The sequence below is a fragment of the Roseicyclus marinus genome, from assembly GCF_036322625.1.
GTDB classification, from domain to species: domain Bacteria; phylum Pseudomonadota; class Alphaproteobacteria; order Rhodobacterales; family Rhodobacteraceae; genus Roseicyclus; species Roseicyclus marinus_A.
Genome location: NZ_AP027266.1, coordinates 1,927,740 through 1,951,114 on the forward strand (window position 1 = coordinate 1,927,740; position 23,375 = coordinate 1,951,114).

A 23,375-nucleotide genomic window follows, 5' to 3' on the forward strand; every position below is an offset into this window, starting at 1 on the left:
TTCGGAACAGGATGGATGCGCCAGATGGACCATTTCCCGATCTTTCTCGCCGTAGAGGGCCGCCGCATCGTCGTGTCGGGCGGGGGCGAAACGGCGCTGGCGAAACTGCGCATCCTGCTCAAGACCACGGCGCGGATCACCGTCTTGTCGGGGGCCCCCGCGCCCGACTTGGTGAAGCTGGCCGATCAGGGCAAGATCACGCTGATTGCGCGCGCCTTTGGCCCCGGTGACGCGCTTTGCGCGGCGCTGGTCTATGCCGCCAATGACGATGCGGCCGAGGATGCCCGCGTCGCGCGGCTGGCCCGCGCCGATGGCGCGCTGGTCAACATCGTCGACAATCTCGAGGACAGCGCCTTCATCACCCCCGCCATCGTCGACCGTGACCCCGTGACGATCGCCATCGGAACCGAGGGCGCGGCCCCGGTTCTCGCGCGCGCCATCAAGGCCGATCTGGAGGAACGCCTGCCCGTGTCGCTGGGTCTGGCCGCCCGCGTCGGCAAGGCCTTCCGCAAGGCCGCCGAGGCGCTGCCGATGGGCCGCAAACGGCGCGACTTCTGGGCCGATTACTATTTCAACGCCGCCCCGAAAGTGGTCGAGACGCAAGGCGCGGCGGGGCTGGATGCCGCCCTCTCCGAGCTGCTCGCCAAACATCTGGCCGATGCCCCGACCGAGGGACGCGTCGATCTGGTGGGCGCGGGTCCGGGCGATCCCGAGCTTCTGACGCTCAAGGCGCGCCGCCTGCTCGACCGGGCCGATGTGGTGATCCACGACCGGCTGGTATCGCCCGGCATCCTCGAACTGGCGCGGCGCGAGGCGATCCTGATCGATGCCGGCAAGGAAGGCTTCGGTCCCAGCATGACCCAGGCCCAGATCTGCGCCCTGATGGTCGACCATGGCAAGCGCGGCGCGCATGTCGTGCGGCTCAAGGGGGGCGACCCCGCGATCTTCAGCCGTCTCGACGAAGAGATCGAGGCGCTCGAGGCGGCAGGGATAGCCTGGTCCATCGTCCCCGGCATCACGGCGGCCAGTGCCGCCGCCGCCGGGATCGGTCAGGCCCTGACGAAACGCGGCCGCAATGCGTCGCTCCGGATCGTCACCGGCCATGACATGAAAGGTTTTGCCGAACAGGATTGGCGCGGGCTGGCCCGGCCCGGCACGGTGGCGGCCATCTACATGGGCGCGCGCGGTGCCCGCTTCATCCAGGGCCGGCTGATGATGCATGGCGCGGACCCGGCAACACCGGTGACGGCGGTCGAAAATGCCTCCCGCCCGGACATGCGCTCCATCGCCACGACGCTGGGCCAGCTTGCCGCGACGCTGGAGGCCGAGGTGCTGACCGGTCCCGTGATCCTGCTCTACGGGCTCTGTCCCCGGACGGCCGAGGCCGCCCTGCCCCTGCCCCATCCCACCTCCCTTGCCGACCGGAAAGAGGAATTCGCCTGATGCCCCCCCGCCCCTACACCCCCAAGGTCTTGACCGCCAATGCGCTTCTGGAGGGCGACGTGGTCTGGCTCGCTGCCGATGGCCACTGGACCCGCCGGATGGAGGACGCCGCGCTGATCGAGGACGAGGCCAGCGCCGAGCTGCACCTGCTCGATGCCCATGCCCGCGCCCACGAGGTCGTGGGCCCCTACCTGGCGGAGGCCAAGCGCGGCCCCAAGGGCCCCGAACCGACCCATTTCCGCGAAGCCTTCCGCACGCGCGGCCCCTCCAACTACCCCCATGGCAAGCAGGAGGGACGGTGATGTATCGCTATTCCGAATTCGACGAAAGCTTCGTGCGCTCCCGCGTGGCCCAATTCCGCGGACAGGTCGCGCGCCGCATCGACGGCAGCCTGACCGAGGATGAATTCAAGCCGCTGCGCCTCATGAACGGGCTCTATCTGCAGCTGCACGCCTACATGCTGCGTGTCGCCATCCCCTATGGCACGCTCGACAGCGCGCAGATGCGCCAACTGGCGATGATCGCGGACCGTTGGGACAAGGGCTATGGCCATTTCACGACGCGCCAGAACATCCAGTTCAACTGGCCCAAGCTTGCCGATGTGCCCGACATGCTCGATGCGCTGGCCGATGTGGGGATGCATGCGATCCAGACCAGCGGCAACACGATCCGCAACGTGACCGCCGACCATTTCGCGGGCGCTGCCGCAGGCGAGGTGGCAGACCCGAGGCCCGTGGCCGAACTGATCCGGCAATGGTCGACCGATCATCCCGAATTCCAGTTCCTGCCGCGCAAGTTCAAGGTGGCCGTGACCGGCCATCCCGACGACCGCGCGGTGACGGCGGCCCATGACATCGGCCTGCGGCTTGTGGAACGGGCGGGCGTGCCGGGCGCGACGGTTCTTGTCGGCGGCGGCCTTGGGCGGACGCCGATGATCGGCAAGGTCCTGGCCGATTTCGTGCCGCTTGCCGACCTTCTGCCCTATCTGGAGGCGGTCGTGGCCGTCTACAACCTGCTCGGGCGGCGTGACAACAAGTACAAGGCGCGCATCAAGATCACGGTCCACGAAACCGGGATCGAAGAGATCCGCGCCCAGGTCGAGGCCGAATTCGCGGCGCGAAAGCCGCTCTTTTCCGGCGTGGACCAGGAGATGCTCGCCGCCATCACGGCGCAATTCGCCCCCCCCGTCTTCGAGCCGGAGGCCGAGGGCGATTACGAGACATGGCGCGCCGCCGACCCGGTCTTTCGGGCCTTCACCGACACGAATGTCACCGCGCACCGCGCACCGGGCTATGCGATCCTCACCGTCAGCCTCAAGGCGCATGGGGCGACGCCGGGGGATTGCTCCTCCGCGCAGATGCGCGTCCTCGCCGATCTGGCGGAGCGCTATGCACATGACGAATTGCGCATCAGCCACGAACAGAACGTGATCCTGCCCCATCTGCCCAAGCGGCACCTGAAAGCCGTGCATGACGCGCTTTTGGCAGCAGGGCTCGCCACCGCCAATGTGGGCCTCGTCTCGGACATCATCGCCTGTCCCGGCATGGATTACTGCGCGCTTGCGACCGCGCGCTCGATCCCCGTGGCCCAAGGCATCGCGCTGCGCTTCGAGGAGCTGCGGCTGGAGCACGAGATCGGGCCGCTCAAGATCAAGATCTCGGGCTGCATCAATGCCTGCGGCCATCACCATGTCGGCCATATCGGCATCCTGGGATTGGACCGCGCGGGCGTGGAAAGCTACCAGATCACGCTGGGCGGCGATGGTGGCCCGGATGCCGTGATCGGCGAACGCACCGGCCCCGGTTTCGCCTATGACCAGATCATCCCGGCGATCGAACGCATCCTGCGCGCCTATCTCGCCCTGCGCGAGGGGCGGCATGAGACCTTTCTCGACGCCTGGCGCAGGCTGGGGATGGAGCCCTTCAAGGCCGCGCTCTACGACAAAGAAGAGGCGCGGGCCGATGCAGCCTGAGGGGGAGCTTTCGGACAGGATCGCGGGGCTGAACCTGCGCTACAGGCATCGTTCGGCCACCTCGGTCATCGAACATGCGCTGCGCGACGGCGATACGGGGTCGGTGGCGCTCGTCTCCTCCTTCGGGGCGGAATCGGTCGTGCTGTTGCACATGGTGGCGGTGGTGAACCCGGCGACCCCTGTCCTTTTCGTCGATACCCAGATGCTGTTTCCCGAAACGCTGGCCTATCAACGCGAGGTGGCCGAGAGGCTGGGCCTTTCCGATCTGCGCATCATCCGCGCAACGCCCGTGCGCCTCGCCGCGAGCGATCCCGAGGGCGATCTGCACCGGCGTGATCCCGACGCCTGCTGCGCCCTGCGCAAGACCGAGCCGCTGGAGCGCGCCCTTGCCCCTTTCGATGCCTGGATCACCGGCCGCAAAAGGTTCCAATCGGGCACCCGCGCAGCGCTTGCCTTTTTCGAGGAGGAGACGGGGACGGGTCGGATCAAGATCAATCCGCTGGCCCATTGGGCGCCAGAGGACGTGGCCGATTACATGGTCAACAACCGCCTGCCGCGCCATCCGCTGGTGGCGCGCGGCTATCCGTCGATCGGCTGCGCCCCCTGCACGACGCCGGTGAAACCCGGCGAAGACCCCCGCGCGGGCCGCTGGCGCGGCAGCGACAAGGAGGAATGCGGCATCCATTTCGTGGACGGGCGCATGGTGCGCGGGCCGCTCAAGGCCGCGTCGTGACAGATGTCGGCGGCGCGCCGTGCATATTTCTGGAAAGATGAAGGGAAAGAGAGCCATGACCATCCTGATGCGGGACGAGGGATTTGGCGCGGATGACTGGACCGGCACGGTGGTGCCGCTCACCGACGCGGACGATGCCCGTGTGCGCGCCATCGAGATCGCGCCGGGCGAGGATCTGGGGACGCTCACGGGCCGGTTGGGAGAGATCGCGTTGATCCGCGTGCGGTTTTCGGCCTTCAACGACGGGCGCGGCTTTACCGTGGCGCGACGCCTGCGTGCCATGGGCTATGCCGGACGGCTGCGCGCCGCGGGCCCGATCCTTGCCGATCAATATGCCATGGCGCGGCGTGCGGGATTTGACGAGGTCGAGGTGGACCAAAAGATCGCCGCCCGGCAACCCGAAGCGCAATGGCTTGCCCGCGCCGATTGGCGCGCGGGCGACCATCAGGCGCGGCTCCGGGGATAAGCGCAGGCTTTCCCTGACCCAGATCAAGGATTAGACAGGCACCTGACACTAGAAAGGCGCCGACGTGGATAGAAGCGAGCAGAGTCCTGTGAAAGACATCGACGCACCCCAGATCGCCAAGGCGACCCCCACCCTGCCCGATGCGCAGGTCGTGACCGAGGTGGAGCATTACACCGACCGGCTGTTCCGCTTCCGCTGCACGCGGCCTGCAAGCCTGCGCTTTCGCTCGGGCGAATTCGTCATGATCGGCCTGATGGGCGATCCCGATCCCGAGACGGGCAAGCAAAAGCCGCTCTTGCGGGCCTATTCCATCGCCTCGCCCTCCTGGGACGAGGAACTGGAATTCTATTCGATCAAGGTTCCGAACGGCCCCCTGACCTCCCGGCTGCAGCATGTCCAGCCGGGTGACGAGATCATCTTGCGGCCCAAGCCCGTGGGCACGCTGGTCCATGATGCGCTCTTGCCGGGCAAAAGGCTGTGGTTCTTTGCCACCGGCACGGGCATCGCGCCCTTTGCCAGCCTTTTGCGCGAGCCGCAGACCTATGCCGATTACGACGAGGTCATCCTGACCCATACCTGCCGGGAGGTGGGCGAGCTGACCTATGGCGCCCGCCTGATCGAGGCGATCCGGGAGGATGAGCTTCTGGCCGAATTGATCGGCGAGGGCTTTGCCGACAAGCTGCGCTACTACCCCACGACCACCCGCGAAGAGAGCCCCAAGATGGGCCGGATCACCGACCTCATGCGCTCGGGCGAGGTCTTCGCGGATCTGGGTGTCGCGCCGCTCTCGCCCGAGACGGATCGCGCGATGGTCTGCGGCAATCTGGCCTTCAACCTCGAGATCAAGGAGATGCTCGAAGGCTATGGCCTGACGGAAGGGGCGAATTCGAAGCCTGCGGAATACGTGGTGGAAAAGGCGTTTCTCGACTGAGCCATCGCCGCCCCGGATTGCCGCCCGGAAGGAAAAAGCCCCCCGTGATACGATCGCGGGGGGCTTTTTGTTTGGCGTGTCAGGCGCTTATTGCGCGATGCCCAAGGCCTCGCGCGCTTGTGTGAGGGCGGCCTCGAGCAGCGCGGGATTGTCGCGCGCGGATTGCAGGGCGGCGGCAAGCGTCGCGCGGGTGGCAGGTGCCAGATCGGAGGCCTCGAGCGCCGCGATGGCCCGGTCGTAATCGAAGCCTTCGGCGGTGAAGATCTCGGCCAGCGCCGCATCGCCCGCCGCTTCGGCGGCGACGGTGGCATCGGCAGCGGCGCTGTCGGCGGTCGTCTCCACGGCCTCGACAGCCGCTTCAACGGCGGCGGCGGCATCATCGGCGGCAGCCTCTGCGGCGTTGGTGGCTCCGTCCACGGCATCAGCCGCGGTTTCGGCGGCGGCACCCGCAGCGTCGGTCGCAGCCTCAAGTGCCTCGGCGGCAGCGGCCTCGGCAGCAGCGGCGGCTTCCGCTGCCGCAGCTTCGGCGGCCGCGGCAGCCTCAGCGGCGGCCAGCGCTTCGGCGGCGGCAGCTTCGGCGGCGGCGGCCTCTTCGGCGGCACGGGCTTCGGCGGCGGCCGCAGCTTCGGCGGCAGCGGCGGCCGCTTCCTCGGCGGCGCGGGTCGCGTTCGATTGCATCAGGAAATAGCCGCCCCCGCCAAGGGCCGCGAGGATCACGATGATGATGAGTACTCTGTTCATGTCTTCCCCATAGGGATAGGTGTGACTGTCCGCGCGAGATATGCGGCGCCTGCCGCAGACGCAATGCCGCATTGCAGCAGAACCTGGGAAACGGCGGGAGCTTGCCCAAATCGCCTTGAAAGCCGCGCCGCCAGCGATTACCGTGCGCGCTCGTAACTCGGCTACTTTCAGGAGGCCCCCATAGCCCGCAGACCCCACAATGCGCCGCCGCAACGCGATACCGGCCCGCGCATCAACGACCGCATCCGCGCCCCCGAAATCCGCCTGATCGGCGCCGATGGCGAAAACGTCGGCGTGGTGACGCCTGCGCGCGCCCTCGCCATGGCCGAAGAAGCCGGGCTTGACCTGGTCGAGATCTCGCCCAATGCCGAACCGCCCGTGTGCAAGATCATGGATTTCGGCAAGTACAAGTACGAGACCCAGAAACGCGAGGCCGAGGCGCGCAAGAAGCAGAAGATCATCGAGGTCAAGGAGGTCAAGTTCCGTCCGAACACCGACACCCATGACTACGAGGTCAAGATGCGCTCGGTGACCAAGTTCCTGCAGGGCGGCGACAAGGTGAAGGTCACCTTGCGGTTCCGCGGTCGCGAAATGGCGCACCAGAACCTCGGGCGCGAGCTCCTGGAACGGGTTGCCGCCGATGTCGAAGGGATCGGCAAGGTGGAAAGCATGCCCAAGCTCGAAGGGCGCCAGATGGTGATGATGATCGGCCCCTCCAAGTAGGCGGACCGGACCCATACCCATCGGCAAGTGGACGGGGCGCGCCAATGGCGCGCCTTTTCTTTGACCTTGGTGGGCGCGCGCGCACGGGCTAGGCTGTGCCCATGCTCCTCGCACCGCGCCTTGTGATCTGTGCCGTTCTGGTCCTGCCCGCCGGTTTCGCGCAGGCCGATGGGCTGGAGCTTTCGGGCGTTGTCTCGATAGGCCTTGTCGGCGGCTCGGGCGGACCGGAGGCACAATCCCTGCGCCCGATGGCCGATCTCGACCTGCAGGTGCGCCTGAGCCACACCACGGACGGCGGATTGACACTGGTTCTCGAATACAATCCCGACGAGATCGAGACAGAGACCCGCACGACGAACCCCGGCATCCCGCGCCCCCGCTAGAGCGATCCTGTTGCGGCCCCGCCGCACCCCGCGCACCGACCCGGCGAATTTGTCTTGAACCGACCGGTATCGCGCGGCATCCTCCGCTTCATGGTATGTGCGAGTTTGATCCTGTTCCCCGGTTTCCCCATGTTGGCCTATGCGCTCGCGCGCGAGGCGCTGGAAACCGTCAATCGTCTCTCCGGCGAGCCGCTCCTTGTCTTCGACACCCGCATCCCCGGCCATGCCCGGACCGAAGCCTCGAACGGCGCTGTCATGGCACCCGACCGGACCGATTGGGACGGTGCCGAAGAGGTCGACCTTGCGCTCGTGATCTGCGGCGACATCTTGCCCAAACGCATCCCCAACGGCTTCCAGAGCTTCCTGTCGCAGGTGGAGGCGGCGGGCGGCCGGCTCGGCGGGGTCGCGGGCGGGACCACGATCCTTGGAAAGATCGGGCATCTCCACGGTCGGCGGGCGGTGCTGCACAGACCTGCAGACAGCGATGACGCCTTTCCGGCCGTGGATGCGGTGGATCGGCCCTTCCTGATGGATGACAAGCGCCTCACCGTCGCGGGCGGGCTTGCCGTGGCCGATGCGCTCTGTGCCTGGATCGCCGAGGTGACCAGCCCCGCCCTCGCCGATGAGGTGGCGCGCAGCCTGAGCAGCGGACGGATCCTCGCCACAGCCCCTGCCGAGACGGAACCGGGCGACAAACCCGGCGATCCCGTCATCGCCGAGATGGAGGCGCGGATGCGCGCCCATCTCGCCACGCCCCTGTCGCTCTCCGAGATCGCCGACGAGATGGGACTGAGCCGCAAGGCGCTGCGCGGGCGCTGCGTGCGGGCGCTCGGCGTCACGCCGTCCGATCATTACCTCGCGATCCGCCTGCGCCACGGGGCGGACCTGCTGCGCCACACCGCCATGCCCGTATCCGAAATCGCACGCGAAAGCGGTTTTGAAACCTTGGCGGGCTTTTCGCGCGCCATCCGCAACACGCTGGGCGTCAGCCCTTCGGCGATGCGCAAGATGGCGCGCGCCGCCCGGCTCGTGCGCAGCTACACCTGACACGCGCCCCGACCAGGGCATCGGACATGAAAAAACGCCGGGCAAGCCCGGCGTTTCTTGCAGTTTCCAACGGTCTCAGGCGGCCGCCACGGCCCGGCCCGTCATCACCTTGACCAGATGCGCGCGATAGGCATCGGTGCCGTGAAGATCGGAAATCATCGTGCCCTCGGGCGGCGACAGTGCCTCCACCGCCGCTTTCGAGAAATCCGCACTCAGCGCGGCCTCCGCCTCGGCCCAGCGGAACACGCCATCCGACGAGGCCCCCGTCACCGCCACGCGCACACCGCCTGCGTATTTCGCGACAAACACCCCCACCAGCGCAAAGCGCGAGGCAGGCTGGACGAATTTCTGGTAATTCGCCCTTTGCGGCACGGGAAACCGCACCTCTGTGATGATCTCGCCCGGCTCGAGCGCGGTCTCGAACATGCCAAGGAAATAGTCATCCGCCGCGATATCGCGGGTGTTGGTCTTGATCACCGCCCCCGATCCCAGCGCCGCCGCCGGATAGCAGGCCGAGGGATCGTTGTTGGCAAGGCTTCCGCCGATCGTGCCGCGATTGCGCACCGCCGGATCGCCGATATGGCCCGCAAGGGCCGCCAGCGCCGGGTAATGCGCCGCCGCCTCGCGCGCCACGACCGCATGGGGCGTCGCCCCCCCGATGCAGACCTCGCCCGCGTCATTCACGCAGACCCCGATCATCTCGGGGATGGAATTCAGGCTCACGAGCGTCGCAGGTGCCGCCAGCCGCTGCTTCATCGTCGGCAAGAGCGTCTGGCCACCGCCCAACGCCTGCGCCTCCTCACCGGCAAGCGCCGCCACGGCCTCGTCGATGGTCTTGGGCTTGGCGAATTCGAAATTGTACATCTCTTCCTCCCGAAGGGCCCTGCCCCTTCATCTTTCTGGAAATATGCCGGGGGTGCGGGGGCAGAGCCCCCGCTCCCTCCGATCTTACCCCTGCATCGCCGACCAGACGCGCGCGGGCGTCAGCGGCATGTCGATATGGGCCACATGTGTCATGCCGCCCCGGTGCAGCGCATCGATCACCGCATTCACCACCGCAGGCGGCGAGCCGATGGCCCCCGCCTCGCCGCAGCCCTTCACCCCAAGCGGGTTGTGGGTGCAGGGCGTGACGCAGGAATGATCCACCTGGTAGAAGGGCACGTCATCGGCGCGCGGCATGGCGTAATCCATGTAGCTCGCCGACAGCAGCTGGCCGTTCTCGTCGTAGCTCACATTCTCCAGCAACGCCTGGCCGATCCCCTGCGCAAGCCCGCCATGCACCTGCCCCGACACGATCATCGGGTTGATGACATTGCCGAAATCATCGGCCGCGGCAAACGAGCAGATCGTGACCTTGCCGGTCTCGGGGTCCACCTCCACCTCGCAGGCATAGGCGCCGGCGGGATAGGTGAAGTTGTTGGGATCGTAAAAGGCCGTCTCCTCCAGCCCCGGCTCCAGCTCGGTCAGGGGATAATTGTGCGGCACGTAAGCGGCCAGCGTGACATCGCCCCAGGCCACCGACTTGTCGGTGCCCGCGACGGTGAACTGGCCGTCCTTCAGCTCGATATCCCCTTCGGACGCCTCCATCAGATGGGCCGCGATCTTCTTGGCCTTCTTGATGATCTTCTCGGTCGCCCGCACCATGGCCGAGCCGCCGACCGCGATGGAGCGCGAGCCATAGGTGCCCATGCCCATCGGCGTATTGGCCGTGTCACCATGCACGATCTCGACCTGCGCCTCGGGCACGCCGATCATGTCGGCCACGACCTGCGCAAAGGACGTCTCGTGCCCCTGCCCATGGCTGTGGCTGCCCGTCATCACGACAATGCCGCCCGTGGCATTGACCCGCACGGTGGCGGACTCGTAAAGCCCTGCGCGCGCGCCCAACTGTCCCACCAGTGCCGAAGGCGCGATGCCGCAGGCCTCGATGTAGCAATTGATGCCAAGCCCGCGCAGCTTGCCATTCGCCTTCGACTTGGCCGCCCGCGCCTCGAACCCGTCGCGGTCGATCATATCGAGCAGCTTGTCCATCGTCGCGTTGTAATCGCCGGTGTCGTATTCCACCGCCACCGGGGTGGCATAGGGGAATTGCGTGATGAAATTCTGCCGCCGCAGGTCGACCGGGTCGACGCCCAATTCGCGCGCCGCCTTGTCGACCAGCCGCTCCAGCTGGAAGGTCGCCTCGGGCCGCCCCGCGCCGCGATAGGCATCGACCGGCACGGTATTGGTAAAGACCGCCTTGACGTTCACATAGATCAGCGGCGTGCGGTAATTGCCCGCCATCAGCGTCCCGTGCAGCCATGTCGGCACCGAGGGCGCAAAGGTCGACAGGTATGCCCCCATATTGGCATAGGTCTCGGTGCGGATCGCGGTGAAATTGTTCTCAGCGTCCAGCGCCAGTTCGATCTTGGTCACATGGTCACGCCCATGCGCATCCGTGATGAAGGCCTCCGACCGGCTCGCCGTCCATTTCACCGGGCGGCGGATCGCCTTGGCGGCAAAGGTGCAGAACGCCTCTTCTGCATAATGGAAGATCTTCGATCCGAACCCGCCCCCCACATCGGGCGCGACCACGCGCAGCTTGTGTTCCGGGATGCCGAGGACAAAGGCCCCCATCAACAGCCGGATCACATGCGGGTTCTGGCTCGTGGTGTAGAGCGTCGATTCGTCCGTGCCGGTGTTGTAATCGCCCACCGCGACGCGCGGCTCCATCGCATTGGGCGACAGGCGGTTGTTCACCAGTTCCAGCGTCGTGACATGCGCGGCGCGGGCAAAGGCCTCGTCCACGGCGGCCTTGTTTTCCTCGACGAAGCCCCAATCGTAGCACAGGTTGCTCGTCAGATCGTCATGCACCTTGGGCGCATCGGGCTGAACCGCCTTCTTCATGTCGATGACGGCGGGCAATTCCTCGATGTCGAGCACGATGGCCTCTGCCGCGTTGCGCGCCTCGGCCGCCGTCTCGGCCACCACGGCCGCGATCGGGTCGCCCACATGGCGCACCTTGCCCTGCGCCAGCACCGGATGGGCGGGTTCCTGCATCGGATTGCCGTGCCGGTCGGTCACCTGCCAGCCGCAGGGCAGCCCACCCACGCCTTCGAAATCCTTGCCGGTGAAGATGCGGATCACGCCCGGCATGCCCTCGGCGGCACTGGTATCGACCTTGTGCAACCGCCCATGCGCCACGTCCGAGCGCAGGAAATGCACATAGGCCTGCCCATGCAGGTTGATGTCATCCGTATAGCGTCCCCGTCCGGTCAGAAACCGGATATCCTCGCGCCGCTTCGAGCTGGCGCCGATCCCATGATCCTTCGGCATGGTCGTCCTCCCTTTGATGCCTCCCCGGCCCGCCACCATAGGGGGCCTCGGGGTCGGGGCGCGTCATCGCCCCTTCATCTTTCCCCAAATATGCAGACCCGGCCCGCCTCCTCCGCGCACCGGTCCGGGGTCATTCGGCGGCGATCGCCCCCACATCCTGCCCGCTCGCGGCCAGGATCGCCTTGACGATGTTGTGATAGCCCGTGCAGCGGCAGATATTGCCTTCCAGATAGGCGCGCACCTCGGCCTCGGTCGGCTTGGGGTTCTCCTTCAGAAGCGCTGCCGCCGACATCACCATGCCCGGCGTGCAGAAACCGCACTGAAGCCCGTGGTGATCCTGGAACGCCTGCTGGATCACCGACAGCGAGCCATCGGGGTTGGCCATCCCCTCGATCGTGGTGACGCTCGCGCCATCCAGATCGGCGGCCAGCGCCGTGCAGCTCTTGATCGCATTGCCGTTCACATGCACCACGCAGGCCCCGCACTGGCTGGTGTCGCAGCCCACATGCGTGCCCGTCAGGCGCAGCCCTTCTCTCAGGAATTCGGCCAGCAGCGTCCGGCCTTCGACGTCGCGGGTCACGGTCTTGCCGTTCACCGTCATCGTTACCTGGGTCATTCTCGTCCTCCCTGGGTTATCGGGGGTATCCAATCACCAAACGGACGAAACGCAAACGGTATTTTTGCCCGATCCGCCGGGCGGCAGGGTCACGGCGGCGTGATCTTGCGGTCGCGCGGCTGCGGACGGGTCGGGATTTCCTTGAGCAATCCGCCCACCCCCATCGCCGCGATATCCGCCCCCGTCACCGCAACGCCGCAGGCGACCCGTTCCAGCACCCAATCGGCCCCGTTCAAGGCGGGCGAGCGCGCACATCCCGGAAGCCCGATCACGGGCCGCGCGCCGATCCGACCCAGAACCAACAGGTTGCCGGGATCGACCGGCATCCCGAAGCGGATCACCTCGCCGCCCGCCGCAACGATCCCGCTCGGCACCACGTCGGCGATATCCGATGTCGCCGATCCCGTCAGAACCAGAACCATCCCCGCCCGCGATGCGGCGATGGCCTCTGCCACGGCGCCCGCCTCGTGGGCCACGATCCTGAGCGCGCCTTCCGAAAGACCCAGCCGCGCCACCCTGTCCCAGACCGCGCGGATGCCCTTGTCCTCCGCCCCGGCCAGACCCGGTGCCGTCTCGGTCACGATCAGATCGGCCGCGCCGCAAACAGGCCCCCGCCGCGCGATCGCGCCCCTGCCGGCGGCACAGGCCGCCTCCAGCGCCGCCTCCGCCACGCCATAGGCGATGATCTTGACCGTGCCGACCATCGTGCCCGCCGTCACGCGCTGCCATTCCGGCACGGTCGCAAGCGTGATCATCGGATCGACGGCATTCAGCCGCGCAATCGCCCCCGCATCGAGCGCGATCACCCCCGGCCCCGTCGCGCGGATATTCACCCGACCGGTAAAGGGGGCCTCGATCCGCAATCCCGCAGCCTCCGGGTCGGGGACAAGCGCCGCCGCCAGCCGGGCCGCCGCCCGATCCTCGTCCACATCGCCCGCGTCCAGCCGCGCGACGATCACCTGCCCCAAACCCGCCGCCGCCAGCGCCGCCACATCCGGCCCCGACAAGACGCGCCCCTTCTTCAGCTTGCCCCCCGGCAGGGCGATGGCATGGGCCAGGACCGCGCCCTCCGCCTCCTCCAGCGATACCGGCCCGAACCTCATCCCCGGCGCAGCCTCTGCGTCACCTCGGCCAAAACCGAAACCGCGATCTCCCCCGGCCCCCGCGCCCCGATATCAAGACCCACGGGCGCATGGATGCGCGCGATCTGCTCTTGCGAAAACCCCGCCTCGGCCAGCCGCGCCACCCTCTTGGCATGGGTGCGCGTCGAGCCCAGGCAGCCCAGGTAATAGACCTCAGCGCCCAAGGCCGCCCGGATCGCCGGATCGTCGAGCTTGGGGTCATGCGTGAGCGTCACCACCGCCGTCCGCGCATCGAGGCCAAGCGCCTCCAGCGCCTCATCGGGCCATTCTTCTACAATATCCGTGTCGGGAAACCGCGCCGCCGCCCCGAAAGCCGGGCGTGGATCGATCACCGTCACGTCATGCCCCGCGATCCGCGCCATCGGCACCAGCGCCTGCGCGATATGGACGGCCCCCACGACCAGCATCCGCAAGGGCGGATTGTGGACATGCACGAAGGTCCGCCCATCCTCCTCCACGCCGGACCGGTCCATCCGGAACCTTTCAGCAAATTCCGCCGAGGGCGCCAGCCGCCGCGCGCCCCCGTCCAGGTCGGCGACATAGGCGACAGACCGCCGCGCCGCGCGCGCTGTCACCAGCTCTTCCAGAACCGCGACCGGCAATGCCCCGCCCACCGGCTCCACCAAAACCCGGATGCGCCCGCCACAGGCCAGCCCCACGGCAAAGGCCTCGTCGTCGCTCACCCCGAAATCCAAAAGCTTCGCGGCGCCCGATCCAACCAGCTCCATCGCCTCGACCACGACCGCGCCCTCGACGCAGCCGCCCGAGACCGAGCCTTCCATCTCGCCCGCGCCCGAGACCACCATCTGCGATCCGACCGCGCGCGGTGCCGACCCCCAGGTCTCCACCACCGTCGCGATCACCGCGCCCTTGCCCGCCCGGTGCCACTCCAGCGCCAGTTCCGGCATCCTCTCGAGATGTCCCGCCATGCCCCGCTCCTCCTCGCCCGCCAGCCTAGACCGCGCCCAAGCCAGCCGAAAGCCCCTTCATCTTGGCCAAAAAACTCCGGGGGAGTCGCCAAAGGCGACGGGGGCAGAGCCCCCTCACTCAAGAATCGTCGCCTCTGGCGACGGGGGCAGAGCCCCCTCACTCAAGAATCGTCGCCTCTGGCGACGGGGGCAGAGCCCCCTCACTCAAGAATCGTCGCCTCTGGCGACGGGGGCAGAGCCCCCTCACTCAAGAATCGTCGCCTCTGGCGACGGGGGCAGAGCCCCCTCCACCCTCGCCCGCCTCACCCCTCGGCCAGCATCCGCATCAACCGCGCCTTCTCCCCCGCATCACCGGGCCGCGACAGTGCCTCGGCCAGACCTTCGAGCGCCGCGATATTGTGGCCCGCGCGGAAACTGTCGACATGGGGCAGCATCGCCCGGATGCCCGCGGCCTTGGGCGCGAAGCCTTCCCAGCGCAAAAGCGGGTTCACCCAGATCACGCGCCGCGCCGACAGGTGCAGCCGCTCCATCGCGCGCGCCAGCCGTTCGGGTTCGTCCCGGTCCAACCCGTCGGTGATGATCAGCACGACCGCGCCCTGCCCTAGCACCCGGCGCGACCAGTCGCGGTTGAACGCCTCGAGACAAGACGCGATCCGCGTCCCCCCCTCCCAATCCTGCGCCTCGGCCCCTGCGGCCTTCAAAGCCGCATCCACGTCCCTTTGCGCCAAATGGCGCGAGATATTCGTCAGCCGCGTGCCAAAGGTAAAGGCATGGACCCGCGCCCAGCCCGCGCCCTTCTCATTGGCCACCGCATGCAGGAAATGCAGCACCGCGCGGGAATAGGACGACATCGACCCCGAGATATCGCACAAGGTCACCAGCGCGGGCCAGCGGATGCGCCGCGCGCGCCGGGCAAAGGCGGTGATCTCGCCCCCCTGCGCCAGCCCCGCGCGCATCGTGCGCCGCCAATCGGGGCGCGCGCCGCGCACGGCTGCCTCCGTCCGGCGGCTTTTCAGGGGCGGCACGGCAAGGCTCATCTTCGCGATCACCCGCTTGGCCTCGGCCATTTCGGCCAGCGACATCTGTTCGAAATCGAGCGTTTTGAGCCGCTCCTCCCGGCTCATCGTGAGGCTGGCATCAACCTCGATCTCGGTGCCCTCCTCCTCCGTCTCGGGCATGTCGGGCACGTCGCGCGCCACCCCGTGCAAGAGCGCCTCCGCCGCCCGCTTTTCGGCGGCGCGCAGCTCCCGCTCCTCGGCCACGCCACGCACCTGCGGCGTCAGCATCGACATCATGTGCTCAAGATAGCGCGGATCGCGCCAATAGAGCCGGAACAACTGGTCGAAGAGCGCCCGATGCTCGGGCCGCGACACGAAACAGGCCATCAGCGTGTGGTGGAAATCGGCCCGGTCGGTGAACCCCGCCGCCTCGACAGCCAGGATCGCATCGGCCACCCGCCCCGGCCCCGCAGGCAGGCCCGCGGCCCTCAGCGCGCGGGCGAAATGGGTGATGTTGGTCACCAGCTGCGGATCGTCGGGCAGCGTAAGGGGGGCATGCTCTACCATGCCCCCCATGAACATCGCGCGCGCCCGCCCGGTCAAGTGCGCCGGACAGGGCAGCCTTTCGGCTCAGTAATTGTATTCCGTGATGATCAGCTGCGCCGGATTGTTCGAGGATTGGTGATAGCTCCCCGTCCAGATGTCGTATTGCCCGGCCATCGGGTTGAAAAAGACCACCGCCGAATTGAACCCCTGGTAGTCATCGTTGAAATGCCAGCTCCCGTCGGGCGCATTCACCAGCAGGACCGGGTCGACGTTCGACCGCGCCTCGAGCGCAAAGGTCAAGCGCCCCGTGGGCGACGAGCCGTTGTAGAACAGCCGGAAATCGGGCCGGGTCACGACCCATCCCGAATATTGCCCGTTGCTGCAGGCCGCCAGGCTCACCCGCCCCCCGGCCGTCAGGTTGCGCACGTAAGGATCGGGCAGGAAACCGGCGTTCAGCGTGGTCGATCCGAACACGGTCGGGTTGTTCCAGCTCGGACAGCCCTGCGCGGATGCCGCGCCGCCCTGCGCCCCCACCAGAACCAAGGCCGCGAAAAGCACGGACACGATACGCAAATGGATTTTCATCTTCCTGTCTCCCGTCATCAGGTTGCCCCTGCGCGAAAGTTAACGCCCCTTGGACCGGCGCTGTCAAAGAAAACCCTGCCAAAGGCCCGATAACGGGCCCTTTTTGCGCGACCCCGATCAGGCCGGGGCCTCTGCCGCCAGGCGGTCGAGGATGCGCTTGGCCTCCGATCCCTGCAGCCGCTGGATATCGTCCTGGTATTTCAGGATCGCCCCCAGCGTGTCGGCGATGACCTCGGGCGACAGTTCCAGCACATCCAGCGCCAGCAGGCACTTGGCCCAGTCGATGGTCTCGGCCACGCCGGGCCGCTTGAACAGATCCTCGGTCCTGAGCGCCTGCACGAAAGCCACGACCGCCCGGCTCAGGCTTTCGGAGGCTTCGGGCACCCGCGCCTTCAGGATCGCCAGTTCCCGCGCCAGGTCGGGATACTCCACCCAATGATACAGGCACCGCCGCTTGAGCGCATCATGCACCTCCCGCGTGCGGTTCGAGGTCAGGATGACGATGGGCGGCTCGGGCGCCCGGATCGTGCCCAGTTCCGGGATCGTCACCTGGAAATCGCTCAGCGCCTCCAGCAAGAAGGCCTCGAAGGGCTCGTCGGTCCGGTCGATCTCGTCGATCAACAGCACCGGCGCCCCGGCCGCATCGGGCCGCATCGCATGCAACAGGGGCCGCTCGATCAGGTAATCGTCGGAAAACAACTCCCGCCGCAGCGCGCCCGCCTCCGCCCCGCCCGCCGCCTCGGCCGAGCGGATCGCCACCATCTGCGCGGCGAAATTCCATTCGTACACGGCACTTGCCGCATCCAGCCCCTCGTAGCATTGCAGCCGGATCAACCGACGCCCCAGCGCCGCCGCGATGGCCTTGGCGATCTCGGTCTTGCCGGTTCCCGCCTCCCCTTCAAGGAATAGCGGCCGCCCCAGCCGCAAGGACAAAAAGACCACGGTGGCCAACGCCCTTCCGCAGACATAGCCCTGGGCGGCCAGGTCGGCCTGCACTTCATCGATCGATTTCATCTCGCACCGCCTCCCGGCTTCCGGCATCCGCGCGCCGCCTCTCCCGCCTGCCTCATGAACCCCGCCGGGGCGCCGGCGGTCAAGACCCGCACCGCGAAACCGGCATCAGTCCGTTTCCGGAACGGCCACAATGCCCCGCGAAACGCCCCGCCTTTTTCCTTACTCTGACACAATTTGCCACGATACCTCCCGCCGACCCACGTCGACAGCAAGAGATCTCCCATGTCCCTCGCCGCCCCGCTCGCCCCCGATATCGGCGCCTCCGGCCTCACCCGTCCGGCCTGGGCGCGCCGCCTTGCCGACATCGGCGAGGATCACGGCGCCTTCCACCGGATCGGGGCCGATCATCTCGCGCTTTTCGTGCAGGAAGGCGATACGCTCGTCGTCAGCTTCGACGCCGCCGCCCGCGTCTTCGCCGAGGAACCCGACGGCCTGCCGCCGGGGTTCGAGGCCGTGCGCAAGCGCGAATGGTCGCTCCTGTCGATCCTCTCCACCCGCGACACCTGGTTCCGCGCGCCCGATCTCATGGCCTTCTTCGAACATCTCGCCGCTTGCGGATTCTTCGACAGTTTCGCACAGGTCATCTTCCTCGGCTTCGGCCCCGCCCCCGGTCACGCGGCCTGCGCCTATGCCTCGGTCGCGCCCGGCGCGCTGGTGCTGGCCTCCGCCCCCGCCGCCACGCTCGATCCCGAACTGGCGGGCTTCGACCACCGCTTCCGCCCCGACCGGGCCCGCGATTTCAGCCGCTACGGCGATGCGCCCAGTCTCGTGGACACCGCACGGCAGGCCGTCATCCTCTATGACCCGACCGAGGATGCCTCCGCCGCCCATGCCGGGCAATTCCGCGCCGCCTCCGTCACCCTCGTGCCGCTGCGCTTCTCGGGCCCCGCCCCGCATGATCTGATCGCCTCGGGCGGGCTCTTGATGCTGATCTTGCGCGCGCTCGTGAACAACCGCCTCACCCGCACCCGCCTCGTGCAGATGACCCGCGCCACCCGCCGCGCCGATCCGGCCTATCTCTGGCGCCTCGCCCATCGCGCCGAGACCCAGGGCCATCCCGCCCGCGCGCGCCTTGTCGCCGATCACGCCGCCGCCATCACCGGCGAGCGCCGCTTCACCGATCTCGCCGCGCGGCTGGCCTCATAACCCGCCCGCCTCCTTGAGAAAGGCCACGACCTCCGCCACCCCGCGCCCCTGCCGGAGCGAGGCCATGACAAAGGGCCGCTCCCCCCGCGCCACGCGCGCATCGGCCTCCAGCTGCACCGGATCGACGCCCACATGGGGCGCGAGGTCGATCTTGTTGACCACAAGCAGGTCCGAGCGCGTCACCCCCGGCCCCTTCTTGCGCGGAATGTCCTGCCCCGCCGCCGTGTCGATCACGTAAAGCGTCAGATCGGCCAGTTCCGGCGAGAATGTCGCGGCCAGGTTGTCGCCCCCGGATTCGATGAAGATCACGTCGAGATCGGGCAGCCGCTCCCGCATCTTCGCCACCGCCGCAAGATTGATCGAGGCATCTTCCCGGATCGCGGTATGCGGACAACCGCCCGTCTCCACCCCCATGATCCTCTCGGCAGGCAGGACCTGGGCGCGCAGCAAAAACTCGGCATCCTCGGCGGTATAGATGTCATTGGTGATGACCGCGACCGAGTGCGTCCCCGCCATGGCGCGGCACAGCCGCTCGGTCAGCGTGGTCTTGCCCGCCCCCACCGGCCCGCCGATCCCGACCCTGAGCGGCCCGTTCGCACTGCCCATCCTCTCGCCTCCTTCATCTTCCATCAAGGTTAACGCGCCCGCGCCCCCCCTTCATCTTGGCCCAAAAACTCCGGGGGAGTCGCCAAAGGCGACGGGGGCAGAGCCCCCTTACTTCAAAAACCGCGGGCAGAGCCCCCTTACTTCAAAAACCGCGGGCAGAACGCCCGATCACGACACGAATCTCTCAGGTCCGAAAGATCCGCACCTCCAGCCCTTCATGCGCCATCGCCGCCAGATCCGCCCCGAAGACAGCCGTGCCGATCCCCTCGAGCCCCGCCGCGACCGCCTCGGCGGCCACCCTCTCGATCACCGGATGCATGAGCGCCAGAACCTTTTGGCCCTCCGCCTGCCCCAACGGCACGAAACGCACCGCCGCCGACACCAGCGCGCCCGCGAAAGCCTGCAGGTAGAGCCGCGCCACCACCCCTTCGGGCAGGTCGAGCCCCCGCGCCGCAAGGCCCAGCGCCACCGGATAGGGCCGCGCCACCCCGTCGCCCGCGCCAAGGGCGGCCAGCGTCTCGGCCAGCGCGCGCCCCTGCGCCTCGGTCTCCTCGAGCCGCTCCCGCGATCCGGCGAGCGCGCGGGCCAGATCGGCCAGCGCCTCCGCCTCCGCCTCCCCGCGAAGGGCTGCCAGCATCACGATCGCATCCGACCGCCCCGCCCCCGCCGACAGAACCGCCGCGACCCAATCGGCCAGATCGCCCGCCCTGCGCACCCGCCCCTCCGCGATCTCGGTCTCCAGCCCGTGCGAATAGGCATAGGAGGAAACCGGGAAAGCCGGCGACAGCCATTGCACCAGCTTCAGAAGATCCGCGTCCTTCATCGGTCAATGATCATGGACATGGTCATGACCATGCCCATGCGAATGCCCGTGACCCTGTGAATGCCCGTGATCATGCCCCTGCGTCCGCCCATGCCCATAGGCCCCGCCCTCGGGGACAAAGGCCCCGGTGACGCGCTCGACCGTCGCGCCCAGCCGCGCCAGCATGTCGGCCAGAACGTGATCTTGCCGGATCAGCAGGTGATCGCCCGCGATCTGGCAGGGCGTGTGGCGGTTCCCGATATGCCAGGCCAGCCGCGTCAGATCGCCCGTGATCCGCAACAACGGCTCGGGCGCGGCCTCGATCTCGATCAGGCGGCCATCGCCCGTTTCCAGCGCATCGCCCGCTTCCAGCGACAGGGTTTCGGGCAGATCGACCATGACGCTGCCGCCCGACACAAGCCGCAACCGCTTGCGCCGCAAGAAGCGCGCCTCGTAATCGAGCACCAGCCGGTCGCTCGCCGCGCCCTGCCACTGCCCCGCGCGATGCACGCGCCCTGCGGTCATGTCTGCCGTCACCCCAGTCTCTCCCACTGTCATTTCGTCGGCGCGGCCGCACCCGGCGGCGGGGGCGGCGGCATCATGGCGGGCGCCGCCCCGGCCCCCGGCAATCGCGGCTCGGAGGAGATCCAGAGCGGCATCTCGTCCAGCACCGGCTCATCCCCTTCCGAATAGCCAAGGTAGATGGTCATCCCCAGCTCCATCAGATGCATCATGCTGTCATGTTTGCGCGGCCCCCCGTCCAGGGGCACCCGCGTCACGTCGATGGGCAGCCCGGTATAGGCGCAAGCCCCGATCGCCACGGGCCGGGGCATGCCCACTACGAGGCTGACACTGTGGCGAAACTCGCTCCCGTCGAGAATGCGGGCCGTCTCCACCCCGTCATAGCGCGCCCCCGGCACAGGCAGGGGGATCGTGGCGGGGGTGCCGACATAGCTCACGCTCTCGCTTTCGTCGGGCGCGAGAAAGCCGTTCCGCATCCCCCAGCGCTCCGTGATCAGACCGACAGGCAGGGTGCGAAAGACATAGACCGCCGCCCTCTCGTCGGAAAATTCGATCTCCTCCATGGTCCCGTCCGACAGAACCCGCGTCTGGACGGTGCGGTCGGGAAAGCCCAGCCAAACCCCGTCGCGCGTGTCGCCACTTGGGCAAATCCCCTGCGCCGCCGCGCCAAGGCTTCCCGCCAGCACCAGACCCAGGACCAAACTCGTTACCCGCAGCATGTCATCCTCCGCACCTGCACTGCGCTGATTTCAATACATGAAATAGCGCTGTGCCATAGGCAATTCCGTTGCGGGCGCGCAGGTCAGCAATTCGCCATCCGCGCGCACCTCGTAGGTTTCGGGATGCACCTCGACATGGGGGGTGGCGCTGTTGTGGATCAGGTCTCGCTTGCGCACGGACCGGATGCCCTCGACGGCAAGCGTGTCCTTGGCCAGCCCCAGCCTTGCGCCGATCCCCGCCGCCTGCGCCGCGCCACTGACAAAGGTCACGGCCGAGCGTTCGACCGACCGCCCATAGGCGCCCCACATGGGCCGCGAATAGACGGGCTGCGGCGTCGGGATGGAGGCATTGGGATCGCCCATCTGCGCCACGGCAATCGTGCCGCCCACCAGCACCATCTCGGGCTTCACCCCGAAAAAGGCCGGGTTCCACAGCACCAGATCGGCGCGCTTGCCCACCTCGACCGACCCGATATGACGCGAGATGCCATGCACGATGGCCGGGTTGATCGTGTATTTCGCGATATAGCGCTTCACGCGGAAATTGTCGTTCTCTCCCGTCTCCTCGGCCAGCCGCCCGCGCTGCTTCTTCATCTTGTCCGCCGTCTGCCAGGTGCGGATGATCACCTCGCCCACGCGCCCCATGGCCTGGCTGTCCGACGCCATGACCGAAAAGGCCCCCATGTCGTGCAGGATATCCTCGGCCGCGATCGTCTCCTTGCGGATGCGGCTCTCGGCAAAGGCCACATCCTCGGGGATGGATTTGTCGAGGTGGTGACAGACCATCAGCATGTCCAGATGCTCTTCGAGCGTGTTGACGGTGTAGGGCATCGTGGGATTGGTGGATGAGGGCAGGATGTTCTGGAACCCCACCACCTTCATGATGTCGGGCGCATGTCCGCCGCCTGCCCCCTCGGTGTGAAAGGCATGGATGCAGCGGTCCCCGATGGCGGCCAGCGTGTTTTCCACGAAACCGCTTTCGTTGAGCGTGTCGGTGTGGATCATCACCTGCACATCCATGTCCTCGGCCACCGACAGGCAGCAATCGATGGCGGCGGGCGTCGTGCCCCAATCCTCGTGCAGCTTCATGGCGCAGGCGCCAGCCTCGATCATCTCGACCAAAGCCTCGGGGCGCGACGCATTGCCCTTGCCCGCAAAGGCGAGGTTCATGGGAAAGGCATCGGCCGCCTGCATCATCCGCCCCAGGTGCCAGGGCCCGGGCGTGCAGGTTGTGGCCAGCGTCCCATGCGCAGGACCGGTGCCGCCGCCCAACATCGTCGTTAGCCCCGAATGCAACGCATCCTCGATCTGCTGGGGGCAGATGAAATGGATATGGCTGTCAAAGCCCCCGGCGGTCAGGATGCGCCCCTCGCCCGCGATGGCCTCGGTCCCCGGCCCGATGACGATGTCGACGCCTGCTTGCGTGTCGGGGTTGCCCGCCTTGCCGATGGCATGGATGCGCCCGTCCCGCAGGCCCACATCGGCCTTGTAGATGCCGGTATGGTCCACGATCAGCGCATTGGTGATCACCGTGTCGACCGCGCCCTCGGCCCGCGTGCGCTGGGACTGGCCCATCCCGTCGCGGATCACCTTGCCGCCGCCGAATTTCACCTCTTCGCCATAGATGGCGGCATTGGGTCCGGTGCCACCGCTCATCGCCCGCCCGACATTCAGCGCGGTCAGATCGCGCTCCACCTCGATGATCAGGTCGGTATCGGCCAACCGCACCCGGTCGCCGGTGGTGGGACCATACATGTCGGCATAGGTGGCGCGGGGGATACGGGTGGGCATGGGCGGTCCTCGGCTGGCCGTGTCGCGCTCCACCCTATCGGCCAGCCTCCGACAGGATGAAGCCAGAGCGCACCGCAGAGCCCCCCACCGCCACGTTCCGCCCAAAACCAAGGCACCCCTGCCCAAGAAACGGGCGTATTGAAAACCGCGACCCGCCACCCCCATCCCGCGTTTTTTGCGCCCCGCGCTAAACCTGCGCGCGTCC

Annotated in this window: 24 protein-coding genes; 10 read left to right on the plus strand and 14 right to left on the minus strand. The window is 67.6% G+C overall.

The genetic code is table 11. The features are described from left to right. The first annotated feature begins 24 nt into the window (after positions 1-24). The 6 genes from cysG to AABA51_RS09130 all read left to right on the plus strand — a co-directional run bounded on the left by cysG (position 25) and on the right by AABA51_RS09130 (position 5,545). Positions 25-1,443: a siroheme synthase CysG gene (cysG, locus tag AABA51_RS09105; RefSeq protein WP_338271440.1), complete on the plus strand. Its 1,419-nt coding sequence runs from the start codon at positions 25-27 to the stop codon at positions 1,441-1,443. Next, positions 1,443-1,745, plus strand: coding sequence for a DUF2849 domain-containing protein (locus AABA51_RS09110; protein WP_338271441.1), 303 nt, complete (start codon positions 1,443-1,445; stop codon positions 1,743-1,745). The genes cysG and AABA51_RS09110 overlap by 1 nt, the downstream gene beginning before the upstream one ends. Then, positions 1,745-3,415, plus strand: a complete 1,671-nt coding sequence (locus AABA51_RS09115; protein WP_338271442.1) for a nitrite/sulfite reductase — start codon at positions 1,745-1,747, stop codon at positions 3,413-3,415. The genes AABA51_RS09110 and AABA51_RS09115 overlap by 1 nt, the downstream gene beginning before the upstream one ends. Next, positions 3,405-4,148: a phosphoadenylyl-sulfate reductase gene (locus AABA51_RS09120; RefSeq protein ID WP_338271443.1), complete on the plus strand. Its 744-nt coding sequence runs from the start codon at positions 3,405-3,407 to the stop codon at positions 4,146-4,148. The genes AABA51_RS09115 and AABA51_RS09120 overlap by 11 nt, the downstream gene beginning before the upstream one ends. A 55-nt stretch (positions 4,149-4,203) precedes the next feature. Continuing rightward, the gene (locus tag AABA51_RS09125) at positions 4,204-4,614 is read left to right on the plus strand and encodes a DUF934 domain-containing protein (RefSeq protein WP_338271444.1); all 411 of its coding nucleotides are present in this window, start codon (positions 4,204-4,206) and stop codon (positions 4,612-4,614) included. Positions 4,615-4,702: 88 nt separating this feature from the next. Further along, entirely contained in the window at positions 4,703-5,545 is an 843-nt protein-coding gene (locus AABA51_RS09130) for a ferredoxin--NADP reductase (RefSeq protein WP_338271445.1), read from the plus strand. A gap of 87 nt (positions 5,546-5,632) precedes the next feature. Here AABA51_RS09130 and AABA51_RS09135 read toward each other — a convergent pair whose 3' ends face one another. Continuing rightward, positions 5,633-6,286 (minus strand): hypothetical protein, encoded by a 654-nt coding sequence (locus tag AABA51_RS09135; RefSeq protein ID WP_338271446.1) that lies wholly within the window; start codon positions 6,284-6,286, stop codon positions 5,633-5,635. A 267-nt stretch (positions 6,287-6,553) separates the two neighbouring features. On the opposite strand from AABA51_RS09135, the gene infC reads away from it, so the two are divergent. The 3 genes from infC (at position 6,554) to AABA51_RS09150 (ending at position 8,439) form a co-directional block, all read left to right on the plus strand. Continuing rightward, a complete protein-coding gene (gene infC, locus AABA51_RS09140; protein ID WP_338276508.1) occupies positions 6,554-7,009 on the plus strand; it encodes a translation initiation factor IF-3 in 456 nt (151 codons plus the stop codon). A gap of 101 nt (positions 7,010-7,110) precedes the next feature. Beyond that, positions 7,111-7,392, plus strand: coding sequence for a hypothetical protein (locus AABA51_RS09145; RefSeq protein WP_338271447.1), 282 nt, complete (start codon positions 7,111-7,113; stop codon positions 7,390-7,392). Positions 7,393-7,482: 90 nt separating this feature from the next. Further along, entirely contained in the window at positions 7,483-8,439 is a 957-nt protein-coding gene (locus AABA51_RS09150) for a GlxA family transcriptional regulator (protein ID WP_338271448.1), read from the plus strand. 75 nt (positions 8,440-8,514) lie between these two features. Here AABA51_RS09150 and AABA51_RS09155 read toward each other — a convergent pair whose 3' ends face one another. From AABA51_RS09155 to AABA51_RS09190, 8 genes are all read right to left on the minus strand, one after another. Further along, positions 8,515-9,303 (minus strand): FAD binding domain-containing protein, encoded by a 789-nt coding sequence (locus AABA51_RS09155; RefSeq protein ID WP_338271449.1) that lies wholly within the window; start codon positions 9,301-9,303, stop codon positions 8,515-8,517. A gap of 84 nt (positions 9,304-9,387) precedes the next feature. After that, complete coding sequence (locus tag AABA51_RS09160) at positions 9,388-11,754, minus strand: xanthine dehydrogenase family protein molybdopterin-binding subunit (RefSeq protein WP_338271450.1); 2,367 nt, start codon at positions 11,752-11,754, stop codon at positions 9,388-9,390. Between the two features lie 130 nt (positions 11,755-11,884). Beyond that, positions 11,885-12,370 carry a (2Fe-2S)-binding protein gene (locus AABA51_RS09165; RefSeq protein ID WP_338271451.1) on the minus strand — a complete coding sequence of 162 codons (486 nt, stop codon included), beginning with the start codon at positions 12,368-12,370 and terminating at the stop codon, positions 11,885-11,887. 89 nt (positions 12,371-12,459) lie between these two features. After that, the gene (locus tag AABA51_RS09170) at positions 12,460-13,473 is read right to left on the minus strand and encodes a molybdopterin-binding protein (RefSeq protein WP_338271452.1); all 1,014 of its coding nucleotides are present in this window, start codon (positions 13,471-13,473) and stop codon (positions 12,460-12,462) included. Further along, entirely contained in the window at positions 13,470-14,441 is a 972-nt protein-coding gene (locus AABA51_RS09175; protein WP_338271453.1) for an XdhC family protein, read from the minus strand. The genes AABA51_RS09170 and AABA51_RS09175 overlap by 4 nt, the downstream gene beginning before the upstream one ends. A 302-nt stretch (positions 14,442-14,743) precedes the next feature. Then, a complete protein-coding gene (locus tag AABA51_RS09180) occupies positions 14,744-16,006 on the minus strand; it encodes a vWA domain-containing protein (protein WP_338271454.1) in 1,263 nt (420 codons plus the stop codon). Positions 16,007-16,069: 63 nt separating this feature from the next. Beyond that, a complete protein-coding gene (locus AABA51_RS09185; protein WP_338271455.1) occupies positions 16,070-16,570 on the minus strand; it encodes a peptidase S1 in 501 nt (166 codons plus the stop codon). 117 nt (positions 16,571-16,687) lie between these two features. Further along, positions 16,688-17,584, minus strand: a complete 897-nt coding sequence (locus tag AABA51_RS09190; protein WP_338271456.1) for an AAA family ATPase — start codon at positions 17,582-17,584, stop codon at positions 16,688-16,690. Between the two features lie 222 nt (positions 17,585-17,806). On the opposite strand from AABA51_RS09190, the gene AABA51_RS09195 reads away from it, so the two are divergent. Then, positions 17,807-18,730, plus strand: a complete 924-nt coding sequence (locus AABA51_RS09195; RefSeq protein WP_338271457.1) for a hypothetical protein — start codon at positions 17,807-17,809, stop codon at positions 18,728-18,730. Here AABA51_RS09195 and ureG read toward each other — a convergent pair. From ureG to ureC, 5 genes are all read right to left on the minus strand, one after another. Continuing rightward, entirely contained in the window at positions 18,725-19,336 is a 612-nt protein-coding gene (gene ureG, locus AABA51_RS09200; protein ID WP_338271458.1) for an urease accessory protein UreG, read from the minus strand. The two genes, AABA51_RS09195 and ureG, sit on opposite strands and share 6 nt — an antisense overlap. 184 nt (positions 19,337-19,520) lie before the next feature. Continuing rightward, positions 19,521-20,159 carry an urease accessory protein UreF gene (locus AABA51_RS09205; RefSeq protein WP_338271459.1) on the minus strand — a complete coding sequence of 213 codons (639 nt, stop codon included), beginning with the start codon at positions 20,157-20,159 and terminating at the stop codon, positions 19,521-19,523. A 3-nt stretch (positions 20,160-20,162) separates the two neighbouring features. Further along, complete coding sequence (ureE, locus tag AABA51_RS09210) at positions 20,163-20,675, minus strand: urease accessory protein UreE (protein ID WP_416916140.1); 513 nt, start codon at positions 20,673-20,675, stop codon at positions 20,163-20,165. A 17-nt stretch (positions 20,676-20,692) separates the two neighbouring features. Then, positions 20,693-21,379 (minus strand): hypothetical protein, encoded by a 687-nt coding sequence (locus AABA51_RS09215; RefSeq protein WP_338271461.1) that lies wholly within the window; start codon positions 21,377-21,379, stop codon positions 20,693-20,695. Positions 21,380-21,409: 30 nt separating this feature from the next. After that, a complete protein-coding gene (gene ureC / locus AABA51_RS09220) occupies positions 21,410-23,170 on the minus strand; it encodes an urease subunit alpha (protein ID WP_338271462.1) in 1,761 nt (586 codons plus the stop codon). Positions 23,171-23,375: the final 205 nt, after the last annotated feature.